This is a genomic window from Shewanella mangrovisoli (assembly GCF_019457635.1).
GTDB lineage: Bacteria > Pseudomonadota > Gammaproteobacteria > Enterobacterales > Shewanellaceae > Shewanella > Shewanella mangrovisoli.
Genome location: NZ_CP080412.1, coordinates 4234279 through 4259709 on the forward strand (window position 1 = coordinate 4234279; position 25431 = coordinate 4259709).

The window sequence follows — 25431 nt, forward strand, 5'->3', positions numbered from 1 at the left end:
GCCATGAGCAATCGTGACTATGCCAACAGAAGACCGCAAGCGGGCGCGAAACAGCGCCCCATGCGCGCAACACGGGCGAGGCCTGCGGCTAAAAAGGCTGCGCCTCGCCGTAAGCTCCCTATCCCATTGATCCTGTTCGCCTTTATTGCCGTCGGCAGTTTTGGCTATTTTCTGTTTAGCATTAAAGATACCGCCAAGCAGGAAGTGCCTGTCGAGGTGAAAACCGAGAAGCCGACTAAGGCAAAAGAATCGGCAACGATTCTGACGCCTAAGGTGAAAGAAGCCGAGCGCCAAGCCGTGGTAGTGACTGCGCCGGTGGAGGAAAAGCCCGTCGTTGAAGCGCCGAAGAAAGATCCGAACGCCTTGCCACCTAAGCCTAAGGAAGAATGGACCTATCTGGACGAACTTGAGAATAAAAACGTCGAAGTGGATATTCCCGATGTCGTGTCGACGCGCGCACCACAGCAATATCAATTGCAGTGCGCATCATTCCGTCAGGAGTCTCAGGCTAACCAGATGAAGGCTGTGATTGCGTTCCAAGGATTAGAGGCGCAGGTCAGACAAATTGAAGGCACCTCAGGCACGTGGTACAAGGTTATCCTCGGCCCCTACGAACGTAGACGTGATGCCGAGCGTAAACGCCACACCTTGCAAAATGCGGGGATCAATGGCTGCCAGCTGTTAGCCGTTCCAAAGTAATTCCGCTCGCAAAATCAGTCTAAGCATCGCGGCGCGTGACTCATCACGCGCCGCGATTTTTTTATCTTCTTGCCAACTGAACTCCGCTCCCAACGCCCCTCTTTCACCCCGTTTCAAACATTGAGCCAAGTCACAATTTCATTTTATGAAATTTATAACCATCTATTTTTAAAGAGTAAAGTTGTTTATTAAGAAAGATTAATATGGCGTTTAATTGACCTAGATCAAACTTAGGCGTATCTCTTAGGTAACAGCAAAACCTGTTGTCTACTCATCAAAAATCCAACCTCAGGGTGAAGTATTATGAATGCATTAATCGAGATTGAAGCCTCTGAATTCAGCCAACTGTTCAAAAGCGGTGACGCCTTAAGCATCCGGATGTATATGGAGCATGTGCACATGCCTCTAGATGTGCAGGATAAGATTTACAACGAGATTTCGGCCTTAGCGGTACTCGAACAAGACACCATTGCGCGCCTTATCGAAACCCATTCCCACTCTGAAATTTCCGAGCGTCTGGCCTATTAATTACGGCTGAAGACTACGCGATACGCCAATGGACGGCTGCATTGAGTTCCCTATTCGCCGCGCCAGTTAACTGATATTTATAACCCGCTTTTTTATCATTAATCCCATGCTAAACCACAAAAAATAAGGCCAAATATCACTATTTGGCCTTAGGTTTATGAGGCTTAAACTGATGAATATTTAAGCCGCAACATGGTGTATGTGCATTAAGCTTTCTCTTTTAAGCCTATGCTATTCATCCAGTAATCGAAATCGACCATATTACCTGGCAGTACCACACGGCTGGACTTCTGGCTTAAGCCATCGAGCTGCTTAAAGTACTGCTCACCAAGTTGCATCCGCAGTGCGTTATGACCACCAGGCGCCGCAATTACAGTCGCTAAACGCTCAATCGATTCCGCAGTGGCTCGCGACAGGGTTAAAATCTCCTCCGCTTTACCTTCGGCCTCGTTGATACGGCGCTGCATTTCACCTTCTGAACGGTTTACGGTTTCCGCTTTAATCCCTTCGGAGCGATTGATCTTACTCTGCTTATCACCCTCACTCTTTGCCAGTAATGCACGGCGCTCACGCTCGGCATTCACTTGCATTTCCATGGCGTTTTTCACCGTCTCGGGCGGCGTGATGTTCTTAATCTCATAGCGGTGTACGCGAATCCCCCACATGGCGCCCGCTTGGTCGAGCACTTCCACTACCTTAGCCGAAATCACATCCCTCTCTTCGAAAGTGCGGTCAAGATCTAAGGTCCCGATCACTGAGCGCGTGGTGGTCTGCGCTAATTGAATTGCCGCATAGCGATAGTCCGTGATGCCATAGCTGGCCTTCACAGGATCGGTAACAGAGATATAAATCACCCCGTCGACTTCCACATTCACTTCGTCACTGGAGAAACACTCCTGTGGTGGTACGTCGATAGTTTCCTCTTTTAAGTCATGGATATAAGCCACTTTATCGACAAAAGGAATTAAGGTGTGGAAACCCGCATCTAACGTCGAGTGGTACTTACCTAAACGTTCAACAATATAAGCCGATTTAGTCGGAACTAAGCGGATGGATTGGAACAGCTTAATCACAAATATGGCGAAAATCAGTCCCCAAATGGCCATTACCGCGACATCAGTATTCAATGGGATTTGCATTAACGTGCTCCTTTGCTAGTTGCATTATGGCCACCCACGGTTTGGGTGACTTGTTCCATTCCTTCGAAGAATCCTTCGAGTTTTGCCATTTCCGCGGGGACAACCGACACTTGCGAATCGTTGAGGATCTTACCGACCTGAGCAATAAACTGTTCTTTTAACAGCATATTCATCGCATCGTTACCGCCATTGACTGCTAACGCTTGGGAAATCATCGCCATGCCTTCGGACTTTGCCTTAGCGATAATGGCAATCTCTTGCCCCGTACCTTTAGCTTCGTTGATACGCTTCTGTTTTTGGCCTTCAGAAATGTTAATCGCCTCTTGGCGCTCACCCTCAGACATATTGATCATCGCGGCCTTTTCGGCATTGGCTAAGGTGATTTCGGCGCGCTTACGACGCTCAGCTTCCATTTGTTTTTCAAGGGTATGGATCACATGGCGCGATGGCGTGATATTGCGGATCTCATAGCGTAACACTTTGATCCCCCAAGGCTCAGACGCCTTATCAATCTCGCGCACTATGGATTCGTTTAAGCGATCACGCTCGGAAAAAGTCTCACTAAGGGTGAGCTTACCGATTTCAGAACGCATAGTGGTCTGTGCCAGATTCACGGCAGCTTTGCGATAGTTTTCAATACCGTAGCTAGCTAATTTGCCGTCCATGACCTTGAGATACACTAAACCATCCACCTCAAGCTGAGTGTTGTCCTTTGAGATACAGCTTTGTGGCGGCACGTCGAGCACTTGCTCACGGGTATCGTGTTTATATGCGACGCGATCGAAGAAAGGAATTAAGAAGTGGAATCCCGGTTGCAGTACGGTGCGAAATTTCCCTAAACGCTCGATGACATGCACCTCACGCATCGGCACTATCAGCATCAGCTTATAGAGAATAAACAAGACAAATAAAATGACTAAGGTAAACACAAACATAGACTCATCCTTTAGTTTTGAGACGTTGCCTGATCAACAGGCTCAACCACTAGGGCAATGTTTTCACGGCAGATAATCCTGACCTCAGTGCCCGCAGCAATGATACTACCATCCCCCAATGCGGGCCATTCGCTCCCTTGGAACTCGACTCTTCCCGTCGTTTGTCCTGGACCTATGGTTTGCTTAACACGGGCGATTTGATTGTAGATATCAAGTTCTTCATCGGTGTTATCCACATGGGAATCTCCACCAACCAATTTTTGAGTGACTTGCCGAAAGGCGAGTAATAAGACGATGGCGGAAATAAACCACAATGTCAGGCTCTGAACCACACCTTCCACTAGGCCAATTCCTAAGGCGCCAGCCACCACTAAGCAGGCGGCGCCGAGTAGCACGACAATACCTCCAGGTATCACCAGCTCGGCTAACATCAAGATAATCCCGATAATAGACCAAACTAAAATCAGATTCGAAAACTCCATATTCCCCCCTGAAATGAGAGCATCCTGTGCAGCACTATAGCAGCAGAGTGACAGATTTGCGACATAATATGTCATAAAGTTATACGCCGATTTAAAAAGCACGGCAAGACAATTAACTTGGGAAAATGAGGGGATGAATTGACTCGCGGCAAAATATCGACTCGAGTTGTTCTAAAATTAAGCGCAATCAATTCAAAAAGTTAGCTCACAATATCATCAAAAACGTATCAACAAATAAAATAACCACTAAAAATCAATAAATTAAACATCATAACATCCACAATTTGATTATGTGATTTTCACAACAACATTCGATAAAAAACTTTGAATAATTGTAAATTTTTGCATATATTGCCCGCACTTTTTACCTTGCCCTCAACCAGCACCCATACAAGCCGCTCCACCCTAGCCGTTTGTAGGTTCTGCCCTCGGAGCAGGAACTGAGTACAACTTTATTTAGCCTCTACCCCTACAACAGGAAATAACAATGAAAAAGACATGCCTATGTCTAGCATTAATGCTTTCACCTCAAGCATTTGCTGGTGACTTAGTACAGTGGTGGGATTTCAGTGCAACCGCTCTTTATGGCGAAGACTACGACTTGGCTCCTTCGGACAAGCAAGCGACAGTCACACTCGAAACCGCTGGTGCATGGAAATACGGTGATTGGTTTGCCTTCCAAGATTTTATCTACTTCAAAGGCGACCACACGGGCATGGATAGCACCACCTACGGAGAGATTTCACCTCGCTTTAGCGCGAGCAAAATCCTCGGCGAAAAAATTGCGTTCGGCCCAATTACCGATCTTTCATTAGCCCTCACCTACGAAGAAGGTGAAGGCCCTGTGCATAGCTTGCTCTATGGCTTAGGGGTCGATGTTGCCGTACCTTACTTTACCTACCTTAACTTCAACACCTATCGTCGCGATGCGATGAGCTCTGGCAATATCAGTGATGGCTGGCAGTTCACCCCAGTCTTCAGAATCGATATCCCAGTAGGGTCTGCCAATATCGTGCTCGATGGCTTTATCGATTGGGTATTTGCAACGGATAACAGTGGTTATGAAGAGAACTTCCACTTCAACCCGCAGCTGAAATACGATTTAGGTAAGAGCCTATTTGGTGACCATAAGGCAAATAAATTGCTTGTGGGTATCGAGTACGATCTGTGGACCAACAAATACGGCGTGAAGGGTGTCGACCAAGACACTTACTCTGTGATTGCTCAGTACCACTTCTAGTCTAAGTGATACAGCCCGCCTTGGCGGATACAGCGAATAAAAAAGGTGCCTAGGGCACCTTTTTTATTACGCACGCAACACTCGCTTTGCAGGGGAGCGCGTCGGCGAATTAAGCCAGAAGCTTCTTAGCCGCAGCTACAACGATAGACACAGCACTGACTTCAGTTTGTTTCATTGTCGCTTCGTTCGGGATTTCCTGTTGAGTGCGGTTTACGATAACGCCAGCCACACACGCCGCACGCCAACCTTGAGTCGCACACATAGTGAATAGGGTCGCTGATTCCATTTCATAGTTCAGCACGCCCATATCCTGCCACTCTTTCATTGAGCCAGCAAAACGACGGGTCACACGGCCAGTCACAGTGTCATAACGCTCTTGACCTGGGTAGAAGGTATCAGAAGATGCGGTAACACCGATATGAGGCTCTACGCCCGCATCGCGGCACGCAGCAACCATAGCTGTGGTACATTCGAAGTTAGCAACCGCTGGGAACTCCATAGGTGCAAAATGTAAGCTCGCGCCATCTAAACGCACTGACGCTTGAGTCACAATTACATCACCCACATTTACATGGGGTTGAATCGCACCTGTGGTACCCACACGCAGGAAGGTATTCACGCCTAATTGCGCTAACTCTTCTACAGCGATAGAAGTCGATGGACCACCGATACCGGTAGAGCAAATCACCACTGGCTTACCGTCAGCATACGCTAAGTAGCTGGTGTACTCGCGGTGGCTTGCAAGGAATGTAGCATTATCCATTAACTCGGCAATACGTTTTACACGCTCTGGATCGCCCGGCACAATCGCCAAAGTGGCACCATCGAGCATCGCTTTGGTCAAACCTAAGTGAAATACATCAGCCATCGTGAAAACCCCTTTCATTTTTGATAATAAAATTCTTATTGAATCGACTTTAACCTAGTATCGAAGCGGTGAAGGTTAACTTGATCACAGAATTATCGGCAAGAAGAATTGTTCATTCGTAATGTAATTACCAAACCTATTACAGCTTGATCACAAAGATAGCAAATCTGTGATGTTTCTGTGGGCACTCGTCAATCAGGTGAAAGTAAGTGTGAGCCAGATCTGACTCACTCGCCACACAGAGCAATATAAAAGATATAGGTTATTGATTTATAGCTAGTTTGCTGAAATCACCCTTTAGTATTAATCTGTAGGAGGACAAATATTGATCCATATCACGTTTCATCATCGTGCCTAAGGTTAGGGTTAAGACGAGACCAAAGCACGATAAAAGACGACAAGGAGAACGCCAATGTTTCCAGAATATCGAGATCTCATTACTACCTTAAAGACTCAAGATGCTCATTTTCAACGCAAATTCAACGAGCACAATCAATTAGATGAAGAAATCAAACAACTGGAAAAACGCGTTGGCAGTGATTTCAATCCCACAGTGAAAGAACTCAAAAGCAAAAAACTGCATTTAAAAGAAGAGATCTATCAAATTCTCAAATCCCACAATTAAGTGGTGACGCCAAAAACGAAGGGCGCCTAAGCGCCCTTTTTGTTGCCTTGCGGCCAAGATTACAGGTAGTAATCCTTCAGAGGTGGGAAACCGTTAAAACACACCGCTGAATAAGTGGTGGTGTAAGCACCGGCAGTTAACCAGTACATACGGTCTCCAATTGCTAGGTCATTCGGCAGGCCATAGCTGTAGTGTTCGTACATGATGTCGGCGCTATCGCAGGTCGGGCCGGCGATAACACATTTATCCAACTCACCTTGTTTATGGGTGAAGATTGGGAATTTAATCGCCTCATCCATGGTTTCGATTAAACCAGAGAACTTACCCACATCGGTAAATACCCAACGCTCTAGTGCGGTGTAGGATTTCTTACTGATCAGCACCACCTCAGACACCAATACCCCAGCGTTAGAGATCAGTGAGCGACCTGGCTCCAGAATGATCTGTGGCAAATCGTCACCAAAATCTTCCTTCAGGAAGTGGGTGATTTGTTCAGCATACACACCGAGTTGATTGGTTTTGTCGATATAGTTAGCAGGGAAACCGCCCCCCATGTTGATCATCTTCAGGACGATGTTGTGCTCATCACGCAGACGATCGAAGATGCTCTTCACTTTACCAATCGCCGAATCCCAAGCACCGATATCACGTTGCTGTGAACCCACGTGGAATGAAATACCAAAGGGCTCTAAGCCTAACTCCTTCGCCAGAACTAGCAGCTCATAAGCCATCTCATTTTGGCAACCAAACTTACGAGACAGTGGCCAATCGGCGGTGTCTGTACCTTCGGTCAGGATGCGCACATAGATGCGTGAACCCGGCGCTTCTTCGGCGATCATACGTAAATCGGCTTCAGAATCCGATGCATACATACGCACACCACGCTCATAAAACGCACGCACATCTTGACGCTTTTTGATGGTATTGCCATAGCTCACGCGGTCAGGCGTTACGCCCACGTTAGTGACCATATCTAATTCATAAATCGACGCAATATCGAAGTTTGACCCTTTGTTTTTCAGTAACGTCAGGATCTCAGCCGCAGGGTTTGCCTTAACTGCATAATAAACATCGGCATAAGGAAAACTATTAACCATGTCATCGTATTGTTTCGCAATGATACTGGTATCAATCACCACGAACGGGGTCGCTTTATCTTTAGCAAACTCTTCGATACGTTTGAAGGTTTGAGCATCATAATAGTCAGCAACATCAATAGATTGAAATTGGCTCATTGGGCCAGAGTCTCCTTTGGGTCAAATGGTAAAAAATTGGCTTATCTGTCTTAAAAACGTGCGCAGTAAACGCTATTTTTTTATTTAACGCAACGAATTTTTATGCTTAATAACTAACTTTTTATTCCGTGAAATTTTAAGCGATGACAAACGTAAAAAAACTGCTATCAAAACATATAATTATGCATAAGAGCACAACAGAGAATCTTGACGTTTTTGAGGTAGGAAAAATGAATTTTTTACGACGACAATCCAAGCTTATGCAGCTAAGGATGATCTGAGGAAAAATACTGAGTAACACTCGTCGGCCGATGAGCGATTCAAGCTCAATCCACACGAGCCCAAAATCACCACTCTAAACGAGATGAAATGAGTTGAGGGGTGAGCACATCAACATAGCCCCCTCAACATTGACCACGAAGAACGGACTATTGCGACTCGTTTAATTTCGCTAAGGCTTGGCTTAAGGCTTCACTCGAATCGAAGTAGGCGATGTCCTGAATATTGCGGTGATCCAGTAAAATCATCGTCGCCATATCTTTAGTATCGGGTAACAGGCGGCTGATCTCGCCCTCTCTGTCTAAGCCAATGGCGAAGGGCAACTCCTGCATTTGCGGCACGGCGACAAATTTGGCGATCAGTGATGGCATACCACTGATATCCGCCACATAAACTAAATGCTGCGGAAACTTATCTCCCGCCAATGGCGTCAGGGTTTCTTTAATAATATCGCCGCCTTTCATACTGCGGCTAAAGAGCACTACTTTGGTGTCGTCGGTCACACTGACCGCTTGCTCGTTTTGATCCTGTAATGAAATAGGATTGATCGCATCCCCAGCAACATAACTTGCCGCCAAGGCCATCATGGGAGTGAAAAGGAAGGACAGGCACAACAACAGCTTTCTCATAAACACTTAACTCCATTTTTGATACGGGCAATAGCATACCCGAGTCTCGCAATCGGCTCATTTAATCCGAACCATTACATGATACGCTTCACAATGCATGACGAATACGCCTTTCAAAGCAATTGTGCGTTATACTAGGGCGGTTAAATTTATTGCAAGGATATCATAATGATAACACCAGGGCTCGATCAAGAATTGCAACAACTGCAGGGCGTTTACCAGCTGATCACCGAGTTTTTAGTCAATTATAGTTTCCAATTACTCGGTGCCGCTTTGGTCTTTTTGTTGGGTCTGTGGGTCGCCAGCAAAGTCTCGCGCTTAGTGGCCAAACAGTGTGAAAAACACCAAATCGACATCACCCTCAGTAACTTTGTCAGCAATCTGATCCGTATCCTGATCATTGTCATGGTGGCGATTATAGCCCTAGGCAAGATAGGCATTAGCGTCACCCCCATGGTAGCAGCGATTGGTGCGGCTTCCCTCGGTGCAGGTTTAGCCCTACAGGGCATGCTGTCGAACTATGCAGCAGGGGTCACTATTATTGTGACTCGCCCTTTTGTGGTTGGAAATACCATCGAAATCAAAGGTGAAAGCGGTGTCGTCACGCGGATTAATTTGGGGATGACGATTTTAACCAATGAGGAAGGCGAGCAAATTAGTATTCCTAACAAGCACATCGTCGGCGAGATCTTACATAACTCCTTCAGTAATAAGCTGGTCGAAACCCAATTTAACCTGAGTTATAACAATGACCCAGAGGCGGCGATAAGCCTCATCACTGAGCTGCTGAGCCAAAACCCCAATGTCAGTCAGGACACTACGCCAAATATTGGTATCAATGGTTTTAATGCCATCGGTATTGAGATTGGTGTGCGTTACTGGGTACCGACCCAAAGTTACTTCCAGCATAAATACAAGATAAATCTAGCGATTTACAACGCCCTCAAACAGGCTGGAATCGAAATGGCTTGCCCAGTGCGAGAAATTCATCTGCAAGAAAAGTAAGCGCATCCGCCGAGGTGAATGGCTTCCACCGTTCGCCTCATCTGACACAGTTAACTTGCAATTTTGTCGGGATACGCGTTTACTGTGCAGCCCAAATATCGATAGTGATGGAATACTATGTCGTTGATACTTATCATTATAGCCTTTGTCGTTCTGTTTATTCTTTTTGCCAAATACCAAAAAAAGAAGATACAAGCCGAAGCGCTTGCCGCGGGGGAACCCTCGGCGCTACTCAATCACGGACTTACATTAATCAATCAGGGCGAAGTCAACTCGGGCCTAGACTATATTCAGCAGGCCGTCGATAAAGGCTTCGCCGTAGCCGCCATTGCTATGGCCGAGTTGTATTCGGGTCGATTCCAACAAGTCCCCGCCGATCCCAAGGCATCTGAATATTGGTATCGAAAAGCCGCCGAGATCGATCCGCAATTTTTACCCATGATCACCCTGCCGAGCTTGGTAGCCTCTGAGGCGCAAACCCCCGAGCAATTACGCGAACAGGTCGAACAACTCAAAGCCAGTGCTGAAGCGGGGCAAGTCGAGTTTCAATATGAGCTCGCCTATTTGTATCTCAGACAACCCTTTCTCGATCCCGATGCTAGCCAAGCCATTTATTGGTTCGAAAAGGTGGCCGCCCAAGGCAACCAAGATGCCTATTACCACCTAGGCACCCTATATTGGCACGATGAACGTGTCACGCCAGACTATAGCAAAGCGCGGGAATACTTTGAGAAAGCCGTCGCCGCCGGTGATGAACTCGCAAAAGATAACTTAGGCCATATGCTGGCCGCAGGCCAAGGTGGCCCTAAGGATCTCGTCCGTGCCGAAGCCTTACTCAGCGAATATGCCGCAGAAAATGATTTTCGCCAGTATTACCTAGGTAAACGTTTCCTCTACGGTGAAGATTTTGCCGTCGACTATAGCAAGGCTCGCTATTGGTTAGAAAAATCCTGCGCCGCTGACAATGTCTTTGCTAAGTTAGCGCTGGCACACCTTAAACTACTCGACCCACAAACGGATAATGACTACCAGCAGGCAAGAGCAGAATTCGAGACGCTGGCGTCCCAGTGGCAAGAAGAAGCCCTATTCGGCCTTGGTAAAATCTACGAGGAAGGCTTAGGCGTCTCTCGCCAACCGATTAAAGCCTTAATGTATTACCAACTGGCGGCCATGAGCCATATCAGTGACTATCAAGACGCATACGAGAAGCTCAGTAAGCGCTTGGGCACCTTAGAGATCCGCGAAGCCCAGAACCTGTGTAATAACTTTCTGCATCAACACCCTATCCCCAATCAGCAGCAGGCGTATTACCATCTTAACCAAGCAGAAACCTGCCGCAAGGGCGAGCATCCGAGCCGCGAAGCGCTGCAAACCGCAGAGTCTTGGTACCGCAAAGCCGCTGATTTAGGCAGCCAAGATGGCATGCAAGCCCTCGTTGACATCAACCGCCATGAGTCGATTGATAAACCGGTACAAACATATATTTGGTCGAGCATATTACTGCGCAACTTTGGTCAATACGGGATGAATAGCGATCAACTCTTGTATCAACAACAGGCCCTATCCCGCTTAACGGAGTCCGAGCTGTTGTATGCCCAAGATGAAATCGAGAGGATTGAAACCCAACTAGCGCCTTACTTACAGAGCAACGAATAAGGGATAAACAGCTGATTGCTAGGGTTTAGCCGCTTGGCCAACCCCTGCACTTAAAACCACGGCTTAAGCCGTGGTTTTGCTCAAATGCCGCAACAATGTTGCCAACGTTGGCGCAACGGTTTGATGGGATGGATAACACAAACCAATACGGCGAAACATCCGAGGACCATCGAGTTTAATCTGCTTAAGTCGAGGCTCGTCTTCGATTAATCCATCGGGGAGAAAACTCACCCCAAATCCCGCCAGTACCAGTGACATCACCAAAGACTTAGATTCTGCCTTCGCCACCAAATTGAGCGACAAATTGCTGCAGGCGAGTAAGCCTATGGTTTGCTGGTGCGCCTCGCAGGGTGGACACTCAATAAAGTCGTACTGACTTAACTCTTCGGGGCGAATACTGCTGAGCTGCGCAAGCCTATGCTCCCTTGGCACACACAGCACATAGTCCTCCTCCCATAACGGAAAAAACACTTCATCCTCATGGCGTAAACTGTCTAGGGTTAATCGGCAATCCGCAGGACTTTGATAATCCACCAGCTCTAAATCTAAATGGCTAATCGCCTGATTGATTTGAGTTAATAACCCAGCAAGGCGACGCTGACTCAGATCGGGCATCACGGCTAAACGCAACTTTTGCCGACTCGCTTTTGCCATAAATAGAGCGGGTAATTTACTGGCTTCCTCCACCAACTTAACCGCCAGCGGATACAGATAGTGGGCGCTATCCAAAGCTTTTACGCCCTTTTTACTGCGCTCGAATAAGGCGCCGCCTAGCTCTTCCTCTAGCTGTTTAAGCCCAGCCGAGAGCGAGGGCTGGCTGACATAACAGCGCGTTGCCGCCGCGGTAATATTGTTTTCTTCATAAATCGCGATAAAAAAGCGCAATAAGCGTAAATCTACCATAGGCCTTCACCTTGTACGCCCAAAATCCTGTCATAGGCAAAGCCTATCATATTCAGTGGAAATAAGTATTTTTCAGTCTATAAACCGCTACTTATACTGACTCCCAAGTTAGAGATCTATCAATCCACCTTATTTACCGCATCTAAAGATAGGAATGACAAATGACAAAACCCACTCAGTCCCTCGTTGTGATCACTGGCGCCTCATCGGGCATAGGTGCCGCCATCGCTAAACAATTTAGCGCCGCAGGACACCCGCTATTACTACTGGCGCGCCGTGTAGAACCAATGCAAGCCCTTGAGTTACCCAATAGCCTGTCCATAGGTGTCGATGTGACCGACACCACCGCCATCAAGGCCGCCATTAACCAAGCGGAAGCACAGTTTGGCCCAGTCGGTTGCCTTATCAACAACGCTGGCGTCATGCTGCTTGGGCAAATCGATACCCAAGATCCCAACGAATGGAGCCGCATGCTCAATATCAATGTGATGGGCGTACTCAATGGTATCCATGCGGTTTTAGCCGGAATGAAGGGGCGCAAAACCGGCACCATTATCAATATCAGTTCGGTCGCGGGACGTAAGACCTTCCCCAACCATGCTGCTTATTGCGCGACTAAATTTGCCGTGCATGCCTTAACCGAAAACATCCGCGAAGAAGTCGCAATGGACGATGTACGCCTGGTCACCATAGCGCCGGGAGCGGTCGAGACAGAACTCTTAAGCCACACCACGGATGATGCTATCAAAGCCGGTTACCATGATTGGAAGCAACAAATGGGCGGCGTGATTGCCCCTGAAAACGTTGCGGCCGCGGCATTATTTGCTTGGCAACAACCACAAAATGTCTGTGTGCGTGAGATAGTGCTAGCGCCGACACGCCAACAGCCTTAAGCGACTTGCTTGGCGCGACCTCGCTATAGTCATGGGTGAAACGCAGTGTGCGAGTGCCACTGCGTTAAAAACTTAGAAATCGACCGAGCGTCCTCAACACCGAGCAGTACAAAACCGCCCCCTAAATACAGTGAAAATCAGGCTAAATCATTCCGAACGACTACTTTAGCGATCGCAAATTTTACAAAGTGTTAACTCGATCACTCTCATTTTTTCGCCCTCTCCGACTTAAAACCCTAGCTGCGATACAACAAGCTAATTTAGCAATAAAAACAAATCATTGTTTTTGAAAATGTAAATTCCCACCCAAATCAATCCACCACCAATCAATTAGATTTTTATCAATGAAATTTTTATCAATTAGATTTTTTTAATGGAAGTGATACACCTCAAATAAACATCCCATCAGCTTTGATAAATTTATTCACAAGGTGGAAGCAATATCCACATTCCACCAACAAAGTCATGTGAATGACAATTAAGTGAGAAAGGATGAGATGATGAAAACTTCAACTAAGATCGCAATCGCCGTCGCGCTAATCAGCAGTTTGGGACTTCAAGCCTACGCCGCCGATGGAGGCAATCCCAAAAAGGGAAAACACCTCTATAAAAAAGAATGTAAAGCCTGCCATAGCCAAAATGGTGAAGGTGGCGAGCTGACCCCAATGAGCAAAACCATGAGCCAATGGGACCGCTTCTTCGACAAAGATAAACACAAACTCAAACCTGAGGTATTCAATGGCCTCACCGAGCAAGATCTCAAAGATATACAGCAATTCCTGTATGACCATGCCGCCGACTCGGAGCAACCGCAAACCTGCGGTTAATCGCTGCCGAGCCTAAATCAAAGGGATAACCACAGGCCTGCAACTGTAAGTTAACCCATTGAAATAAAACCAAGCCCAATAAGAGAAAAATGGGGAGCACACCTCAGGGCCTCCTGTTGGGTAAATTTGGCACAGGGCCTTGAGCCAGTGCCAGCGGAACACTCAGGGAGAAACCCTATGCGTACACCTACACTCATTTCGATATTGGTTGCAAATGCGCTGTTTATGTCAGGCCAAACCTTTGCCGCAGCCAACGAAACACCAGCCGACACCCAAAAAATGGCCGAGCTGAAACAACAGCTGGCCGATATCACCGAACAGCTCGATGAACTCAATAGCCGTGTCGATAAAACCGAACGCCACACCTCGTTAGACCGCCTTGAAATCACTGGCGACTTTAGAACCAAGGCTCACTCACTGCATTACCGCGATGTCGTTTGGAACCCCGCCATTAAGGTGAACTTTAATGACTTTGGCGCCAAGGCCATGTCCGGCGCCTTTGGGATGCCAAACGATCCTAACTCGCCTCTCGGACAGATGATGCAAGCCAATCCTGATCTGGCCGCCGCCTTTCAAAATGGCATGTTACAGGGCGTGATGCCCTATGTACTCGCGCAGCAACATATCCAAGATATTGATAACGATATCTTTTACACCACTCGCCTGCGGTTAAATCTTAAGGCAAAGGTATGGGATAACGTCAGCTTTGCCGGTCGTCTGAGCATGTACAAAAACTGGGGCGACTCCACCGGCGTGCAAGTGTTCGACTCCTGGCGTTCATTCACTATGGATGGCACCAGCAGCGGCAACACCAGTGGTGACTGGCTGCGGGTAGAGCGCGCCTATTTCGACTGGAAAAAAATCAATGGCTCCGAGTTTTACCTTTCGATTGGTCGCCGTCCATCCACCTATGGCCCACCAAGCCACTACCGTGAAAACGAACTGCGTGGCGGCACACCTTCGGGCCATTTAGTTAACTTTAACTTCGACGGTGCCACCTTAGGTTACAACCTAGGGGAAATCACTGGCGTTGAGGGACAAGTGGTTCGCTTCTGTTATGGCCAAGGCTTTGAATCCCAATGGGGTAATGGCGAAATGTTTGGCGACATAGTCACCAAAGATACTCACCTCGGCGGCTTTAATATCGATGCCATCAACGACGGCACTAACTTCCTGCAATTTACCCTGTTTGGTGCCAAAGACATCAACGACGGCTTTAAAGGCACTATGGCCTTCCCGACCCAACTGGCAGGCATTTTAGCCCCGACCATGTATCAAGATATGCAAAAGTTCGACAACTTTAACTTTGTCACCCGAGTGCAACCTAGCGGCGTCATTGGTGATATGTACCTCGGCGGTATTGGCTTTGCACGGGAAGAAGCTAACGATATCAAATGGTTTGCCTCACTAGGCTGGACGCGCGCAGAGCCAAATGGCAATGCCGGCATGTTCGGCGGCATGTTATCCGATGCGGTGTTCGAAGCAGAGCTCAACAGCACAGGCACCGAAATCATTATGGTGCCGAAAACCAGCGATGATGCCGATACCAAAGATGGTTATGGCATCTATGTAGGTATTCAAATCCCAGCGCCCTACGGCAAGTTTGGCTTGGAATATAACTACGGTTCTAAATATTGGACGCCTTTCACTCAAGCCCAAGATGACCCAATCGGTAGCAAGTTAGCCACCCGTGGCCACGTCGGCGAAGCCTATTACATCTTTGATATCAATCCCAAAATGTTTATCAAACTGGCAGGGCTCTACTACGACTACGAATACACAGGTAGCGGCACGCCTGTGGGCGCACCACAAAAAATCGATGAGGTGTTAGCGGGCTCAGCCTATTCAATGCTGCCAGTGGTCGATAAGGCCTTCGATGTGAACGCCTCGCTGACCATTAACTTCTAACCTAAATGCCATTCAGCCCTCGGTATCGCCGAGGGCGGGAGTACAGAATGAAAAAACTCATTGTTATTGCCTTAGCGGGTATGGCGTTGCAAGCGCAGGCTGCCAATCCCCATAAAGACGTCCTCAAAGGCCCCTTCGCCACAGGTTCTGAGGTGACGACTCAGTGCCTAACCTGCCACGAAGACCAAGCCACAGACATGATGAAAACCTCCCACTGGACATGGGAGTTAGAACAAAAGCTACCCGATAGAACCGTATTACGCGGTAAGAAAAACAGTATCAATAACTTCTGTGTGTCGATTTCCAGCAACGAGCCTCGCTGCACTAGCTGCCACGCTGGTTATGGTTGGAAGGACAGCAACTTTGATTTTAAAGATAAAACCAAAGTGGACTGCTTAGTCTGCCACGACACCACAGGCACCTATGTAAAAGACCCTGCCGGTGCAGGCGAGCCCATGGCAAAACTCGATCTGGCCAAGATCGCCCAAAACGTGGGTGAACCCGTGCGGGATAACTGCGGTAGCTGCCATTTCTATGGTGGCGGTGGTGATGCAGTCAAACACGGGGATCTCGACTCCTCCATGGCCTACCCTGATAAAGCCACCGATGTGCACATGGACAGCGACGGCAATAACTTCCAATGTCAAAACTGTCATACCACTGAAAAACATCAAATATCGGGTAATGCAATGGGGGTCTCCCCTGGCGGTATCGACCATATAGGTTGTGAGAACTGCCACGAGAGCGCGCCGCATAGCAACAAAAAGCTCAATACCCATACCGCAACCGTGGCCTGCCAAACCTGCCATATTCCCTTCTTCGCTAAGAATGAACCCACCAAGATGCACTGGGATTGGTCAACTGCGGGTGATGATAAACCTGAAACCGTTGATCAATATGGCAAACACACCTATCAGAAGAAAAAGGGTGACTTTGTGTGGGAGAAAATGGTCAAGCCCCAGTACGCTTGGTACAACGGCACCGCAAACGCTTATATGGCGGGGGACAAGATGGACCCGAATGTCGTCACTAAGCTAACCTACCCTATGGGCGACATTAACGATGCTAAAGCCAAGATTTATCCCTTTAAGGTGCACACAGGTAAGCAGATTTACGACAAAAAACTCAACATCTTTATCACCCCAAAAACCTATGGCAAAGGCGGATATTGGAGCGAGTTTGATTGGAATTTAGCGGCGAAACTGGGTATGGAAGCCAATCCAACCATGTTAGAAAAAGGCATCAAATACAGTGGTGAATATGACTTTGCTGCCACTGAAATGTGGTGGCGTATCAACCACATGGTGTCCCCAAAGGAACAAGCGCTTAACTGTAATGACTGCCACAACAAAGGCACTCGTCTCGATTGGCAAGCCTTGGGCTATCAAGGCGACCCTATGAAAAACAAGCAAGGCCCTAAGCATAAACAACCATAAGCTGTTCCACTCGCTATCGCCTAACCGAACTTAAGGCATAGCGAGTATCGCTCCCCTGCAAACCTTTGAGAGCTTAGTACCCGCTGGCTAAGCTCTCTTTTTTATCAGCTATACTCTGCCAACAAAGACAAATCGCCGCAGTTAAAAAACAATACTGTCCCAGTTTGTCTCAACCTACAGGCGTGAAAAGGACTTTGGCTCTGTTTATAAGTCAAATTAACTGATTTTTATGGCATTTATTTTGCCTAATCAGGCAATGTTCAATTGTGGCAACCTCTATGACCGCGGGCAAAACCCCAACACAGCACCCGACTCAACCGCTTAACCGTTTGCTCGGTGAAACCAGCGGCGCCTTTGCCGACCTAGGCACTTTTTTACCCTTAGTCTTGGGCTTAATTGCCCTAAACCAATTTTCGCCCCAAGGGATATTTTTAGGCTTTGGCTTATTCGCGATCTTAAGCGCCTTATTTTATCGCCGTCCTATTCCCGTCCAACCCATGAAGGTCATCGCCGCCCTCGTCATCGCCCAAGGCTTAACGCCCGGGATGCTGCAAGCCAGTGCCATGCTGATGGGTATCATACTGTTAATCTTGGCGTTTAGTGGCGCCATCACTTGGCTTGCCAAACAATTATCCCAAGCCGTGAGTGTCGGTATCCAGCTTGCCATTGGCCTACAGTTGATGTGGATGGGCACTAAGATGATGAGCGACTTTTGGCTGCTCGGACTCGGCGCGTTTGCTTTACTATTTGTGAGTAAATTCTTACCGTTACGTTACCTTGCTATGCCACAGGTTATTGCAGTGGGCATGTTGTGGCAAGCCAACAGCCAAACCGAAATAACTAGCAGCCTGAATATTCCCGCCTTGAGCGCCTCACTGCATTTGGCTTGGCCTAGCCTCAATGAGTGGAGCTCGGCGGCGATTTTACTTGTATTGCCACAGCTCGCCCTCACCTTAACCAATGCAGTGATAGCCACGTCAGCAATGGCGCAGGAAAAATTCCCCGAAGACGCCGCCAAACTCACGCCCAAAAACTTGGCCATTAGCTCTGGTCTCGCCAATTTGTTACTCGCGCCTTTTGGTGCGGCGGCCATGTGCCACGGCGCGGGAGGTCTTGCGGTGCAATACCACTTTGGCGCGCGCACTCACCTTGCGCCTTTAATCTTCGGTGGTACTTGTGTGGTTATTGCCCTGTTTTGGGATAGCCAAATTGCATGGTTGCTCGGGCTTATTCCTGTGGCAATTCTCGGCAGTTTGCTTTCCATCGGCGGCTTGCAACTGGCGTGGTCAAAACGCCTTATCGATGGTAAACCCTTCTGTATCTTTGTGATCCTCGCAACTGCAGTCACTTGCTTGGCTGTCAACGCCGCCGCAGGGCTGGCTGTTGGGATTCTTCTCGAGCAGGGTCGCCGCACTTGGGCCATGCTCGCCATGCGTTAAGCACCGATATCTCCCTGAAAGTAAAAACCACAGCACATCTCAGTGCTGTGGTTTTATCCCTTAAAATGTTCTTGCCGGATTGGTGGGCGTATCCTTTTGTGCCAGCGCCCATTTCGCTATCGCATCCTTACGCATAAAACCCACTTTCGAGTGTGCTTTAGCGTATTGAATAAACTTGTCTAAGGCATTGGCAAGACCTGGCGTCCCCCCGATACGGTCGTGCACACTAATCGACATCATCCGCCGCTGGGATGCGCCTTCTTGATAGAGCATATCGAATTCATCTTTAAGCTCTTGTAAGAAGGCGGCAGCCGTCATCGCAGTGTTACCACCAAAGCGACCTATATCATTGTTGCGCAAAGTATAAGGCACCACGGCAAACGGTTTATCCTGCACAGGGATAATTGAAGGTTCATCCCTTGATAAATCATCAATATGATAGATAAAACCTAGATCCTGCAGGATATTTAAGGTTTGAGTGCTGTGGCGCATCCAAAACGCATTAAAGCCTATGGGACGCTGGCCAGAGATCTTTTCTAAAGTATTGATACTCTGGATGTAAGAATCACGCTCCTGCACTGACGACATACTGTATTGCGGCGTCCACGTCTGCCCATGGCCTGAAATCTCATGGCCTTCATCCGCCACTTGTTTTGCCAGCAATGGATGTAATTCGGCGGCGCGGCCCACCATGTGGGATGTCACATGAATATCGTGCTTACGCCATAAACGTAGCAAACGCGGTATTCCCTCATTCATCCCGTAGTCGTACCAACTGGGGGTAATAGTATCTGGATAACCCTGCTCCATTGGTGGAAACGGACCTTCGGCGTTTTTATCCTGCGCGCCAGCCTCAAACTGCATGGATATAGAGATCACTAGTTGTTCGCCATTAGACCAAAAACGATTATTCATACTGCCTCCTACTGAAGTTTGTGTTTGCTCATCGAGTGCCACTAAACCCGGTAATCCCATGGAAAAGGCTGACTGACTTAGCCCTACACCCGCAATCAAGGCACCGCCCGCCTGTAAACTGGTCTTTAAAAATTGTCGACGTGGGCTCATGACTTGACTCCTGTGGTCACAGCTTTAGCGGCAAGCTGGCTAAATAGCGTTTGATAATCCTCAAGGTGCCAGTTATCTGTGATAAAACCCTCACGAACTCGGTACATATCTACGGCGCGAAAATCAATTTTTTGCCCTTGTCCACGCAGTTCACCAAAGACACCAGTAAAATGGCCATTAAAGCGGAGACGCACAACCGCACGGTCACCGACCACCAGCAGATGCTCAACGGTTACAGAGAGATCGGGCACCGCCGCCCTAAAGGTTTTAGAGGCTTCGAGCGGACCAGTAATCCCCTGTGCACGACCTTCTGGCAAGGTGCGGTCAATGAAACCAGTCGCTAATGCCCAGCGGGCAAATGTTGGGTCGCCGGTATCCCAAAAACTAGCGTATAACAAAGCGGTGTGGGCAATAGATTCAGAGAGTGGTGAACCATCACTGATCAGCTCCATTGCCGTCACCTTAGGAGTAAGAGCAGTTTTGACATCAACACTGGCTTGGGTAGAACCTCCTTGAGCGGCAAACGCCGCCAAGCTAAGACTTGCAAGCGCAAAGCCCAAAATAGCTAAACCGAGTAATCCTGAGCTCCATAAACCGACTTTTATCCAAGGCGCAACGGCGCAATAAGTACGATGTTGCATTATGCCACCTCATCATCACTAGAGCGGACCACTGCTCGCAGCGCCGCTTGATAACTTGGATAATCCGTATATCCAGCCGCACTGCCACCAAATAATGGCCCCTTATCGAAGGGTGATAGGGGTAATTGATTGGCTAATCGATAGGGCAGATCGGGATTAGCGATAAAGGCGCGACCAAAGGCCACTAAGTCGGCATAACCTTTTTCGATAACCTCATTGCCACGCTCGACATCGTAACGCCCCGCCACAATAATGCTGCCTTTAAACACTTTGCGTAGCTCGATTCTGAAAGATTCAGGTACCTGCGGCGCATCGTCCCAATCGGCTTCCGACAAATGCAAATACGCTACGCCCAACGCCGATAAATGCTTAGCGGCTAACAGGATAGTATCGACTATCTCAGGGCAAGCCATATCCTTAAAAGTCACATAGGGTGCGAGGCGAACGCCTACTTTATCGGCGCCAATCTTGGCACTGACCGCTTCAACCACTTCCAATAAAAAGCGAATACGTTTTTCAGGCGTGCCGCCATAAGCATCGGTTCTATGGTTAGAATTCGTTCGCAGAAATTGGTCGATGAGATAACCATTGCCACCGTGGATTTCGATACCATCGAAACCTGCGGCAACGGCATTTGCCCCTGCGTTGGCAAAGTCGGCCACTACGCGGTCGATATCCGCTTGGGTCATTTCCCTCGGCTCGGGGCAATCCACCATTTGCCCCTCGGGGTGCTGCTCATCGACAATCCATACCTTAGTACCTACAGGGGTTATCGCCGAAGGTGCAATGGGCACAGCCCCCTGCTGAAAAATCGGATGGGACACCCGGCCCACATGCCAGATTTGATTAAAGATTTTGCCACCCGCTTGATGAACCGCCGCGGTGACCTTCTTCCAGCCATCAATTTGTGCCTCGGTATAAACGCCGGGGGTAAAAGAGTAACCTTGGCTGTCGTCCGAAATTTGGGTCGCTTCGGTGATGATCAGACCTGCCGAAGCACGCTGGGCGTAATATTGCGCCATTAAGTCGTTGGGAATATTCCCAGGCTGTGTGGTACGCGCCCGTGTCATCGGCGCCATCACGATACGATTTTGCAGTGTCAGTGCCGCTGACTCATAGGCTGTAAATAAACTCATATGCACTCCGAACCATAAATGAAGTTTGAATATCTGAGTGCAATAGTGCATTAATTAATCTATATTGATAATCCGCCAGATATTTAAATCATTTTCAAAAATAATTTGATATGTACCATATAAACGATCTGCAACTCGCCCTGCGTATCGCGGCGCTCGAAAGCCTGTCCGCCGCCAGTAAAGAGGTCGGCATGACTCCCGCAGCCGCCAGCGCCGCCCTACAACGGCTGGAAAAAAAGCTAGGTTGTCAGCTGTTTGCGCGCTCGACACGGCGATTGCAGCTCACGGAAGAAGGGCGGATTTTTCTCGATGCCGCTAAACCTGCTCTGGCCTTACTCGAAACCGCTTCCGCCAATTTGGCCGAACATAGGGGCGAGCTGAAAGGAGAAGTACGCATTGCCCTGCCCTCTGATATAGGTCGCAGCCGGATCCGCAATTGGTTAGATGAACTGATGGATAGCGCGCCAGATCTGTCGATCCAACTCTATTTTGGCGACCATATGGCGGATCTTATCGATCAAAATATCCATTTAGCCCTACGCTATGGCCAGCTTGAAGATTCCAATCTAAAACGGCGCCAACTGTCGATGACGCCAAGAGTGCTCGTCGCCTCCCCCGCTTATCTTGCTCAACATGGTGAGCCGCAAACACTGAACGAACTGAGTCAGCACCAAGTGTTGATTTTAAATCGTGGCGGTGAGCCGTGGCAGAAGTGGAAATTTAGCCACAATGGTGAAGCCGTAGAGATTGAAGTCAGAGGAAAACGCTTCTGTAACGACGGTGCCGTAGTACGCGATTGGGCTCTGGCGGGGCGAGGTATCGCCTATAAGAGCTGGCTCGATGTGGCGCAGGATGTCACCGAAGGCAGGCTAAAGCTTATCTTAGCCGATAAACTCGCGCCTGCGGTGCCACTGCAATTGGTCTACCTGCAAACCGACTACCCGAGCCATAAAATACGCCGCACCATTGAGTTTTTAGCTCAAAAGCTGCAGCAATTTAGCTTGGAATATCCAGCGCCTAAAAACTCCTAGTTGATTTTCTTTATTTAGGATCAATATGAACGCCCCTAGGATGTGCCCAATTAAGCAAGTTGAGCACATCTTAACTATCATTGAAATCAACCTATAGAATCAATCTTAACCAATTGCAACATTTCTTGCTTTTCCTCAATACAATACTGGCAATGCTCTACCTCCACCCGACCAATTCACATTTACAACACTTCAACACCACCCTCTTTACACAGTTAATTTTTGAAAATATTATGTTTCAACTATTTTAAATCAAAGCTAAGAAACCACTCTGCCATGGATTGCAAGGAACTAGTAATGTTAAAGACTGTAAAAATATCCATTTTTAATATCTTCTTACTAGCTGGAGCTTTGAGCATTCTAGATGTAAAAGCAAATGATGAACCCATTCAGTATTTAGATTTAACTTCCAATGATAAAAGTAAATTACTTAATGAATACTGGGTTACGCTAAAAAGACAAGAGCCTCAATATCCCATGGACGCAGCCAGAGATGGTATATCTGGATGTGTTGAATTAGTTGTGGGTATAAAAAGTAATGGTCGGTCAGGCGGTTATAAAGTTAAAAAATCATATCCGGAAGGCGTATTTGATAATTACGCGGCGGCAGCATTAGCTCACTGGAGATGGAAAGCTACTGATAAAAATAGTGCTAAAGTACCAGTATTAACTACTATTCAGATGGACTTCATGATTGGTAACGCTAAAAATAAATCAGAAGTTAAAACTCAGTGTGAAAATCCACAAAACCTTATAACGCCATCAAAATAACTGTTATCAATACAACTGTTATCAATACAACTGTTGGCTTTACAACCTTGTTTAACTGACAGTCTCGGCACACAATAAGCATAAGCGTTTTCTCGACAATTCTATTATAGAATGCTTATTCGCTTGGTAATATTACAGTTACCACACAACCCTGTTGCCAAGGTAATCTGGCATGTGTCGATTGCTGACAATTTTCAATTTGAATACTGCCATGGTGGCGGCTGACAACATCCTTACAAATGGCTAAGCCCAAGCCGAGCCCCGCATCCTTGGTGGAGGCAAACGAGGCCATTAACTCGCTGGCTTGGCGCTGTAAACCCTCGCCATTATCTATGACTAATACTTTGATTTCACTGGAGTGGTAATAGATCTCAATCCTTAGCTGCCGTGCTCGGTTATCCTTGCGGGCCTCCAGCGCATCGAGACTGTTTTTCACTAGGTTGACCCACATTTGGCTGAGGCCAACACTGTCACCCATCAACTCAAAGGGATGACCTTCGACTTGTAGTGTCACTTGTACCTCGGCGCGGTCTAACTCACGTCGTAGCAGAGCGAGGGCCTCTTTGACGACTAAGGTGACATTCAGCGATTCAGCCTTGGCCTGACGGCGCTTAAGCAAACCGCGAATACGGTGCACAACAGCCCCCGCCCGTATCGATTGCGCATTGATTTTACCCAAAATATCATAGAGTTCAGGATTATCCTGTCCCAGCCTTTCTAGCTGTATCATGGCGCCTTCACTGTATTGAGTAATGGCGGCTATGGGTTGATTTAACTCATGGGCTAGGCCAGCGCCAATCTCCCCGAGAATCGCCGCACTCTGCAACCGCTCTAGCTGCAAGGCTTTATCCTTTAACTGCCGCTCGGTGCTGACCAAAAACTCGCTCTTTTGGCGAAATTTATACTCGAGCCACAGGTGATAAATGGTCGATACGATAAAGATCAGCAGCAGTACCCCGCCCCACTCTTTGTTTTTCTCCATCCATTTATAGACGGTTTGATACAGGGGCGGCGACGCGCCTTGAAGCTGTAATTCTTTAAATAACTCAATCACCTTGAGCTGGCTCACTGGCGCCGTCCAACCTAAGGTATCGGCGGTAATCGCCGCCACATGGTCGGCGGGCAAGTCAAACAAAGCACGGGTGATTTGCATGGTAATGCGCGGCGATACGGTATCCGCCGCCGCAAATGACCAGTTGGGATAGAGCTGGGTACTGACCTCGCAATCATACCCAGGCGGATTGGTTGGATGAATAACCCGATAGTCGGCCTGATTGATAAGCCCGGTTTCAATCATCTCCTCTAATGTACAAAAAGGCGCAATAGCAGCGTCAGCATTGCCATCGCGCACCTGGTAGATTAACGGCTCGAGGGGAAAACCTAAGAATCGCACATCACCGAAAAACTGCTCCGGCAGATAACCCATTTTATGCAGCAGTCCCATCGCCGCCTGATAGCCACCGAGTGCCTGCGGATCGCTGGCGACCACATTCTTACCCCGTAAATCCTGCAAACTGCGGATTGGACTATCAGCACGCACAATAATGGTCGCGCCTATGGTAAAAGTGCTGCCCTGATGCTTACGACTCTTCATGGTCGCCAACCACGAGAGCGGAAAGTTATTACTCAAGTGCAGATACTGGCCAGGGTTAGTCACAATAAATTGCAAGTCGTGGCTAAGTAACTGGCTACGCATGCCATTAAAATCCACTGGCACCACTTCGAAACGGCTATTAGGGACTTTTTCGCTGAGATAATCCATCATTGGCTGCCAGCGTTGTTTCGCCTGTAACACGCCATGATTGGCCAATACACCCACTTTAAATTCATTGAGGGTAATGTCTTCATCGGCATAGGACAAATTGAGCCCCATCAGACTCAAGATGCAACTTAATACTAGCGCCCTATACCAAGTTACCATTGCTATTGCCTTATATGCCTTTGTCTTCGGGACACTCTATAGGCTCGGCAAAAATTAAGCTGTGAATAACGCCAAACTCTCGGCTCCAGCCCATGGGATTCGGCTAATTTAGTGATACACCTCCCAAGACCTCGGCTTAA

24 protein-coding genes are annotated in these 25431 nt (G+C 48.0%); 13 read left to right on the plus strand and 11 right to left on the minus strand.

The window, feature by feature from the left end; translation table 11 throughout:
- Positions 1-3 precede the first annotated feature (3 nt).
- Complete coding sequence (locus K0H60_RS18385) at positions 4-699, plus strand: SPOR domain-containing protein (protein ID WP_220056636.1); 696 nt, start codon at positions 4-6, stop codon at positions 697-699.
- 303 nt (positions 700-1002) lie between these two features.
- On the plus strand, positions 1003-1227 hold the full coding sequence (locus K0H60_RS18390) for a hypothetical protein (RefSeq protein WP_011624229.1): 225 nt from the start codon (positions 1003-1005) through the stop codon (positions 1225-1227).
- Between the two features lie 206 nt (positions 1228-1433).
- Here the strand turns inward: K0H60_RS18390 and K0H60_RS18395 are convergent, their stop codons facing one another.
- The 3 genes from K0H60_RS18395 to K0H60_RS18405 are packed head-to-tail and all read right to left on the minus strand — an operon-like array spanning position 1434 to position 3783.
- The gene (locus K0H60_RS18395) at positions 1434-2366 is read right to left on the minus strand and encodes an SPFH domain-containing protein (protein WP_011718443.1); all 933 of its coding nucleotides are present in this window, start codon (positions 2364-2366) and stop codon (positions 1434-1436) included.
- Positions 2366-3301 carry an SPFH domain-containing protein gene (locus K0H60_RS18400; RefSeq protein WP_011624233.1) on the minus strand — a complete coding sequence of 312 codons (936 nt, stop codon included), beginning with the start codon at positions 3299-3301 and terminating at the stop codon, positions 2366-2368. Before K0H60_RS18400 ends, K0H60_RS18395 begins: the two co-directional genes overlap by 1 nt.
- 11 nt (positions 3302-3312) lie before the next feature.
- Positions 3313-3783: an NfeD family protein gene (locus K0H60_RS18405; protein WP_220056637.1), complete on the minus strand. Its 471-nt coding sequence runs from the start codon at positions 3781-3783 to the stop codon at positions 3313-3315.
- 487 nt (positions 3784-4270) lie between these two features.
- Here K0H60_RS18405 and K0H60_RS18410 point away from each other — a divergent pair, with 487 nt between their 5' ends.
- Positions 4271-5023 (plus strand): outer membrane protein OmpK, encoded by a 753-nt coding sequence (locus tag K0H60_RS18410; RefSeq protein ID WP_011624976.1) that lies wholly within the window; start codon positions 4271-4273, stop codon positions 5021-5023.
- A gap of 109 nt (positions 5024-5132) precedes the next feature.
- Here K0H60_RS18410 and udp read toward each other — a convergent pair whose 3' ends face one another.
- Entirely contained in the window at positions 5133-5891 is a 759-nt protein-coding gene (gene udp, locus K0H60_RS18415) for a uridine phosphorylase (protein WP_011624236.1), read from the minus strand.
- 412 nt (positions 5892-6303) lie between these two features.
- On the opposite strand from udp, the gene K0H60_RS18420 reads away from it, so the two are divergent.
- Positions 6304-6516 (plus strand): HP1242/YdcH family protein, encoded by a 213-nt coding sequence (locus K0H60_RS18420; RefSeq protein WP_011624237.1) that lies wholly within the window; start codon positions 6304-6306, stop codon positions 6514-6516.
- Positions 6517-6575: 59 nt separating this feature from the next.
- Here the strand turns inward: K0H60_RS18420 and K0H60_RS18425 are convergent, their stop codons facing one another.
- Together K0H60_RS18425 and K0H60_RS18430 are read right to left on the minus strand one after the other, a co-directional pair.
- Positions 6576-7751 carry a type III PLP-dependent enzyme gene (locus K0H60_RS18425; RefSeq protein WP_088210022.1) on the minus strand — a complete coding sequence of 392 codons (1176 nt, stop codon included), beginning with the start codon at positions 7749-7751 and terminating at the stop codon, positions 6576-6578.
- Between the two features lie 428 nt (positions 7752-8179).
- Positions 8180-8659, minus strand: coding sequence for a hypothetical protein (locus tag K0H60_RS18430; protein WP_088210021.1), 480 nt, complete (start codon positions 8657-8659; stop codon positions 8180-8182).
- 168 nt (positions 8660-8827) lie between these two features.
- Between K0H60_RS18430 and K0H60_RS18435 the strand changes: the two genes are divergently transcribed.
- Both K0H60_RS18435 and K0H60_RS18440 read left to right on the plus strand, forming a co-directional pair.
- Positions 8828-9664: a mechanosensitive ion channel family protein gene (locus tag K0H60_RS18435; RefSeq protein ID WP_220054002.1), complete on the plus strand. Its 837-nt coding sequence runs from the start codon at positions 8828-8830 to the stop codon at positions 9662-9664.
- 117 nt (positions 9665-9781) lie between these two features.
- The gene (locus K0H60_RS18440) at positions 9782-11320 is read left to right on the plus strand and encodes a tetratricopeptide repeat protein (RefSeq protein WP_220056638.1); all 1539 of its coding nucleotides are present in this window, start codon (positions 9782-9784) and stop codon (positions 11318-11320) included.
- Positions 11321-11383: 63 nt separating this feature from the next.
- On the opposite strand, the gene K0H60_RS18445 is transcribed toward K0H60_RS18440, so the two are convergent.
- Positions 11384-12223: a LysR family transcriptional regulator gene (locus K0H60_RS18445; protein WP_220056639.1), complete on the minus strand. Its 840-nt coding sequence runs from the start codon at positions 12221-12223 to the stop codon at positions 11384-11386.
- Positions 12224-12384: 161 nt separating this feature from the next.
- Between K0H60_RS18445 and K0H60_RS18450 the strand changes: the two genes are divergently transcribed.
- From K0H60_RS18450 to K0H60_RS18470, 5 genes are all read left to right on the plus strand, one after another.
- A complete protein-coding gene (locus tag K0H60_RS18450) occupies positions 12385-13116 on the plus strand; it encodes an SDR family oxidoreductase (protein ID WP_220056640.1) in 732 nt (243 codons plus the stop codon).
- Positions 13117-13613: 497 nt separating this feature from the next.
- A complete protein-coding gene (locus tag K0H60_RS18455) occupies positions 13614-13943 on the plus strand; it encodes a c-type cytochrome (RefSeq protein ID WP_220056641.1) in 330 nt (109 codons plus the stop codon).
- Positions 13944-14120: 177 nt separating this feature from the next.
- The gene (locus K0H60_RS18460; RefSeq protein WP_220056642.1) at positions 14121-15851 is read left to right on the plus strand and encodes a DUF3373 domain-containing protein; all 1731 of its coding nucleotides are present in this window, start codon (positions 14121-14123) and stop codon (positions 15849-15851) included.
- A gap of 47 nt (positions 15852-15898) precedes the next feature.
- Positions 15899-17287, plus strand: a complete 1389-nt coding sequence (locus K0H60_RS18465; protein ID WP_109287489.1) for a tetrathionate reductase family octaheme c-type cytochrome — start codon at positions 15899-15901, stop codon at positions 17285-17287.
- 278 nt (positions 17288-17565) lie between these two features.
- Complete coding sequence (locus K0H60_RS18470) at positions 17566-18726, plus strand: putative sulfate/molybdate transporter (RefSeq protein WP_220058204.1); 1161 nt, start codon at positions 17566-17568, stop codon at positions 18724-18726.
- A gap of 60 nt (positions 18727-18786) precedes the next feature.
- On the opposite strand, the gene K0H60_RS18475 is transcribed toward K0H60_RS18470, so the two are convergent.
- From K0H60_RS18475 to K0H60_RS18485, 3 genes are read right to left on the minus strand one after another with little or no spacing between them, the layout of a single operon-like run.
- On the minus strand, positions 18787-19791 hold the full coding sequence (locus tag K0H60_RS18475; RefSeq protein WP_220056643.1) for a polysaccharide deacetylase family protein: 1005 nt from the start codon (positions 19789-19791) through the stop codon (positions 18787-18789).
- Positions 19788-20432 (minus strand): ester cyclase, encoded by a 645-nt coding sequence (locus tag K0H60_RS18480; protein WP_220056644.1) that lies wholly within the window; start codon positions 20430-20432, stop codon positions 19788-19790. The genes K0H60_RS18475 and K0H60_RS18480 overlap by 4 nt, the downstream gene beginning before the upstream one ends.
- Complete coding sequence (locus K0H60_RS18485; RefSeq protein WP_220056645.1) at positions 20432-21568, minus strand: alkene reductase; 1137 nt, start codon at positions 21566-21568, stop codon at positions 20432-20434. The genes K0H60_RS18480 and K0H60_RS18485 overlap by 1 nt, the downstream gene beginning before the upstream one ends.
- Positions 21569-21678: 110 nt before the next feature.
- On the opposite strand from K0H60_RS18485, the gene K0H60_RS18490 reads away from it, so the two are divergent.
- The gene (locus K0H60_RS18490) at positions 21679-22599 is read left to right on the plus strand and encodes a LysR family transcriptional regulator (RefSeq protein WP_220056646.1); all 921 of its coding nucleotides are present in this window, start codon (positions 21679-21681) and stop codon (positions 22597-22599) included.
- A gap of 297 nt (positions 22600-22896) precedes the next feature.
- Entirely contained in the window at positions 22897-23370 is a 474-nt protein-coding gene (locus K0H60_RS18495; protein ID WP_220056647.1) for an energy transducer TonB, read from the plus strand.
- Between the two features lie 115 nt (positions 23371-23485).
- Here K0H60_RS18495 and K0H60_RS18500 read toward each other — a convergent pair whose 3' ends face one another.
- A complete protein-coding gene (locus K0H60_RS18500; protein ID WP_258405766.1) occupies positions 23486-25291 on the minus strand; it encodes a sensor histidine kinase in 1806 nt (601 codons plus the stop codon).
- Positions 25292-25431 lie beyond the last annotated feature (140 nt).

Bases quoted from the DNA above. Each gene is read 5' to 3' on its own strand.
- K0H60_RS18410 (WP_011624976.1), top strand. From the start codon at position 4,271: ATGAAAAAGACATGCCTATGTCTAGCATTAATGCTTTCACCTCAAGCA.
- K0H60_RS18400 (WP_011624233.1), bottom strand. From the start codon at position 3,301: ATGTTTGTGTTTACCTTAGTCATTTTATTTGTCTTGTTTATTCTCTAT.
- K0H60_RS18430 (WP_088210021.1), bottom strand. From the start codon at position 8,659: ATGAGAAAGCTGTTGTTGTGCCTGTCCTTCCTTTTCACTCCCATGATG.
- K0H60_RS18445 (WP_220056639.1), bottom strand. From the start codon at position 12,223: ATGGTAGATTTACGCTTATTGCGCTTTTTTATCGCGATTTATGAAGAA.
- K0H60_RS18495 (WP_220056647.1), top strand. From the start codon at position 22,897: ATGTTAAAGACTGTAAAAATATCCATTTTTAATATCTTCTTACTAGCT.
- K0H60_RS18465 (WP_109287489.1), top strand. From the start codon at position 15,899: ATGAAAAAACTCATTGTTATTGCCTTAGCGGGTATGGCGTTGCAAGCG.
- K0H60_RS18480 (WP_220056644.1), bottom strand. From the start codon at position 20,432: ATGCAACATCGTACTTATTGCGCCGTTGCGCCTTGGATAAAAGTCGGT.
- K0H60_RS18420 (WP_011624237.1), top strand. From the start codon at position 6,304: ATGTTTCCAGAATATCGAGATCTCATTACTACCTTAAAGACTCAAGAT.
- K0H60_RS18435 (WP_220054002.1), top strand. From the start codon at position 8,828: ATGATAACACCAGGGCTCGATCAAGAATTGCAACAACTGCAGGGCGTT.
- K0H60_RS18405 (WP_220056637.1), bottom strand. From the start codon at position 3,783: ATGGAGTTTTCGAATCTGATTTTAGTTTGGTCTATTATCGGGATTATC.
- K0H60_RS18485 (WP_220056645.1), bottom strand. From the start codon at position 21,568: ATGAGTTTATTTACAGCCTATGAGTCAGCGGCACTGACACTGCAAAAT.
- K0H60_RS18455 (WP_220056641.1), top strand. From the start codon at position 13,614: ATGATGAAAACTTCAACTAAGATCGCAATCGCCGTCGCGCTAATCAGC.
- K0H60_RS18395 (WP_011718443.1), bottom strand. From the start codon at position 2,366: ATGCAAATCCCATTGAATACTGATGTCGCGGTAATGGCCATTTGGGGA.
- K0H60_RS18490 (WP_220056646.1), top strand. From the start codon at position 21,679: ATGTACCATATAAACGATCTGCAACTCGCCCTGCGTATCGCGGCGCTC.
- K0H60_RS18475 (WP_220056643.1), bottom strand. From the start codon at position 19,791: ATGAGCCCACGTCGACAATTTTTAAAGACCAGTTTACAGGCGGGCGGT.
- K0H60_RS18470 (WP_220058204.1), top strand. From the start codon at position 17,566: ATGACCGCGGGCAAAACCCCAACACAGCACCCGACTCAACCGCTTAAC.
- K0H60_RS18500 (WP_258405766.1), bottom strand. From the start codon at position 25,291: ATGGTAACTTGGTATAGGGCGCTAGTATTAAGTTGCATCTTGAGTCTG.
- K0H60_RS18460 (WP_220056642.1), top strand. From the start codon at position 14,121: ATGCGTACACCTACACTCATTTCGATATTGGTTGCAAATGCGCTGTTT.
- K0H60_RS18425 (WP_088210022.1), bottom strand. From the start codon at position 7,751: ATGAGCCAATTTCAATCTATTGATGTTGCTGACTATTATGATGCTCAA.
- udp (WP_011624236.1), bottom strand. From the start codon at position 5,891: ATGGCTGATGTATTTCACTTAGGTTTGACCAAAGCGATGCTCGATGGT.
- K0H60_RS18450 (WP_220056640.1), top strand. From the start codon at position 12,385: ATGACAAAACCCACTCAGTCCCTCGTTGTGATCACTGGCGCCTCATCG.
- K0H60_RS18440 (WP_220056638.1), top strand. From the start codon at position 9,782: ATGTCGTTGATACTTATCATTATAGCCTTTGTCGTTCTGTTTATTCTT.
- K0H60_RS18390 (WP_011624229.1), top strand. From the start codon at position 1,003: ATGAATGCATTAATCGAGATTGAAGCCTCTGAATTCAGCCAACTGTTC.
- K0H60_RS18385 (WP_220056636.1), top strand. From the start codon at position 4: ATGAGCAATCGTGACTATGCCAACAGAAGACCGCAAGCGGGCGCGAAA.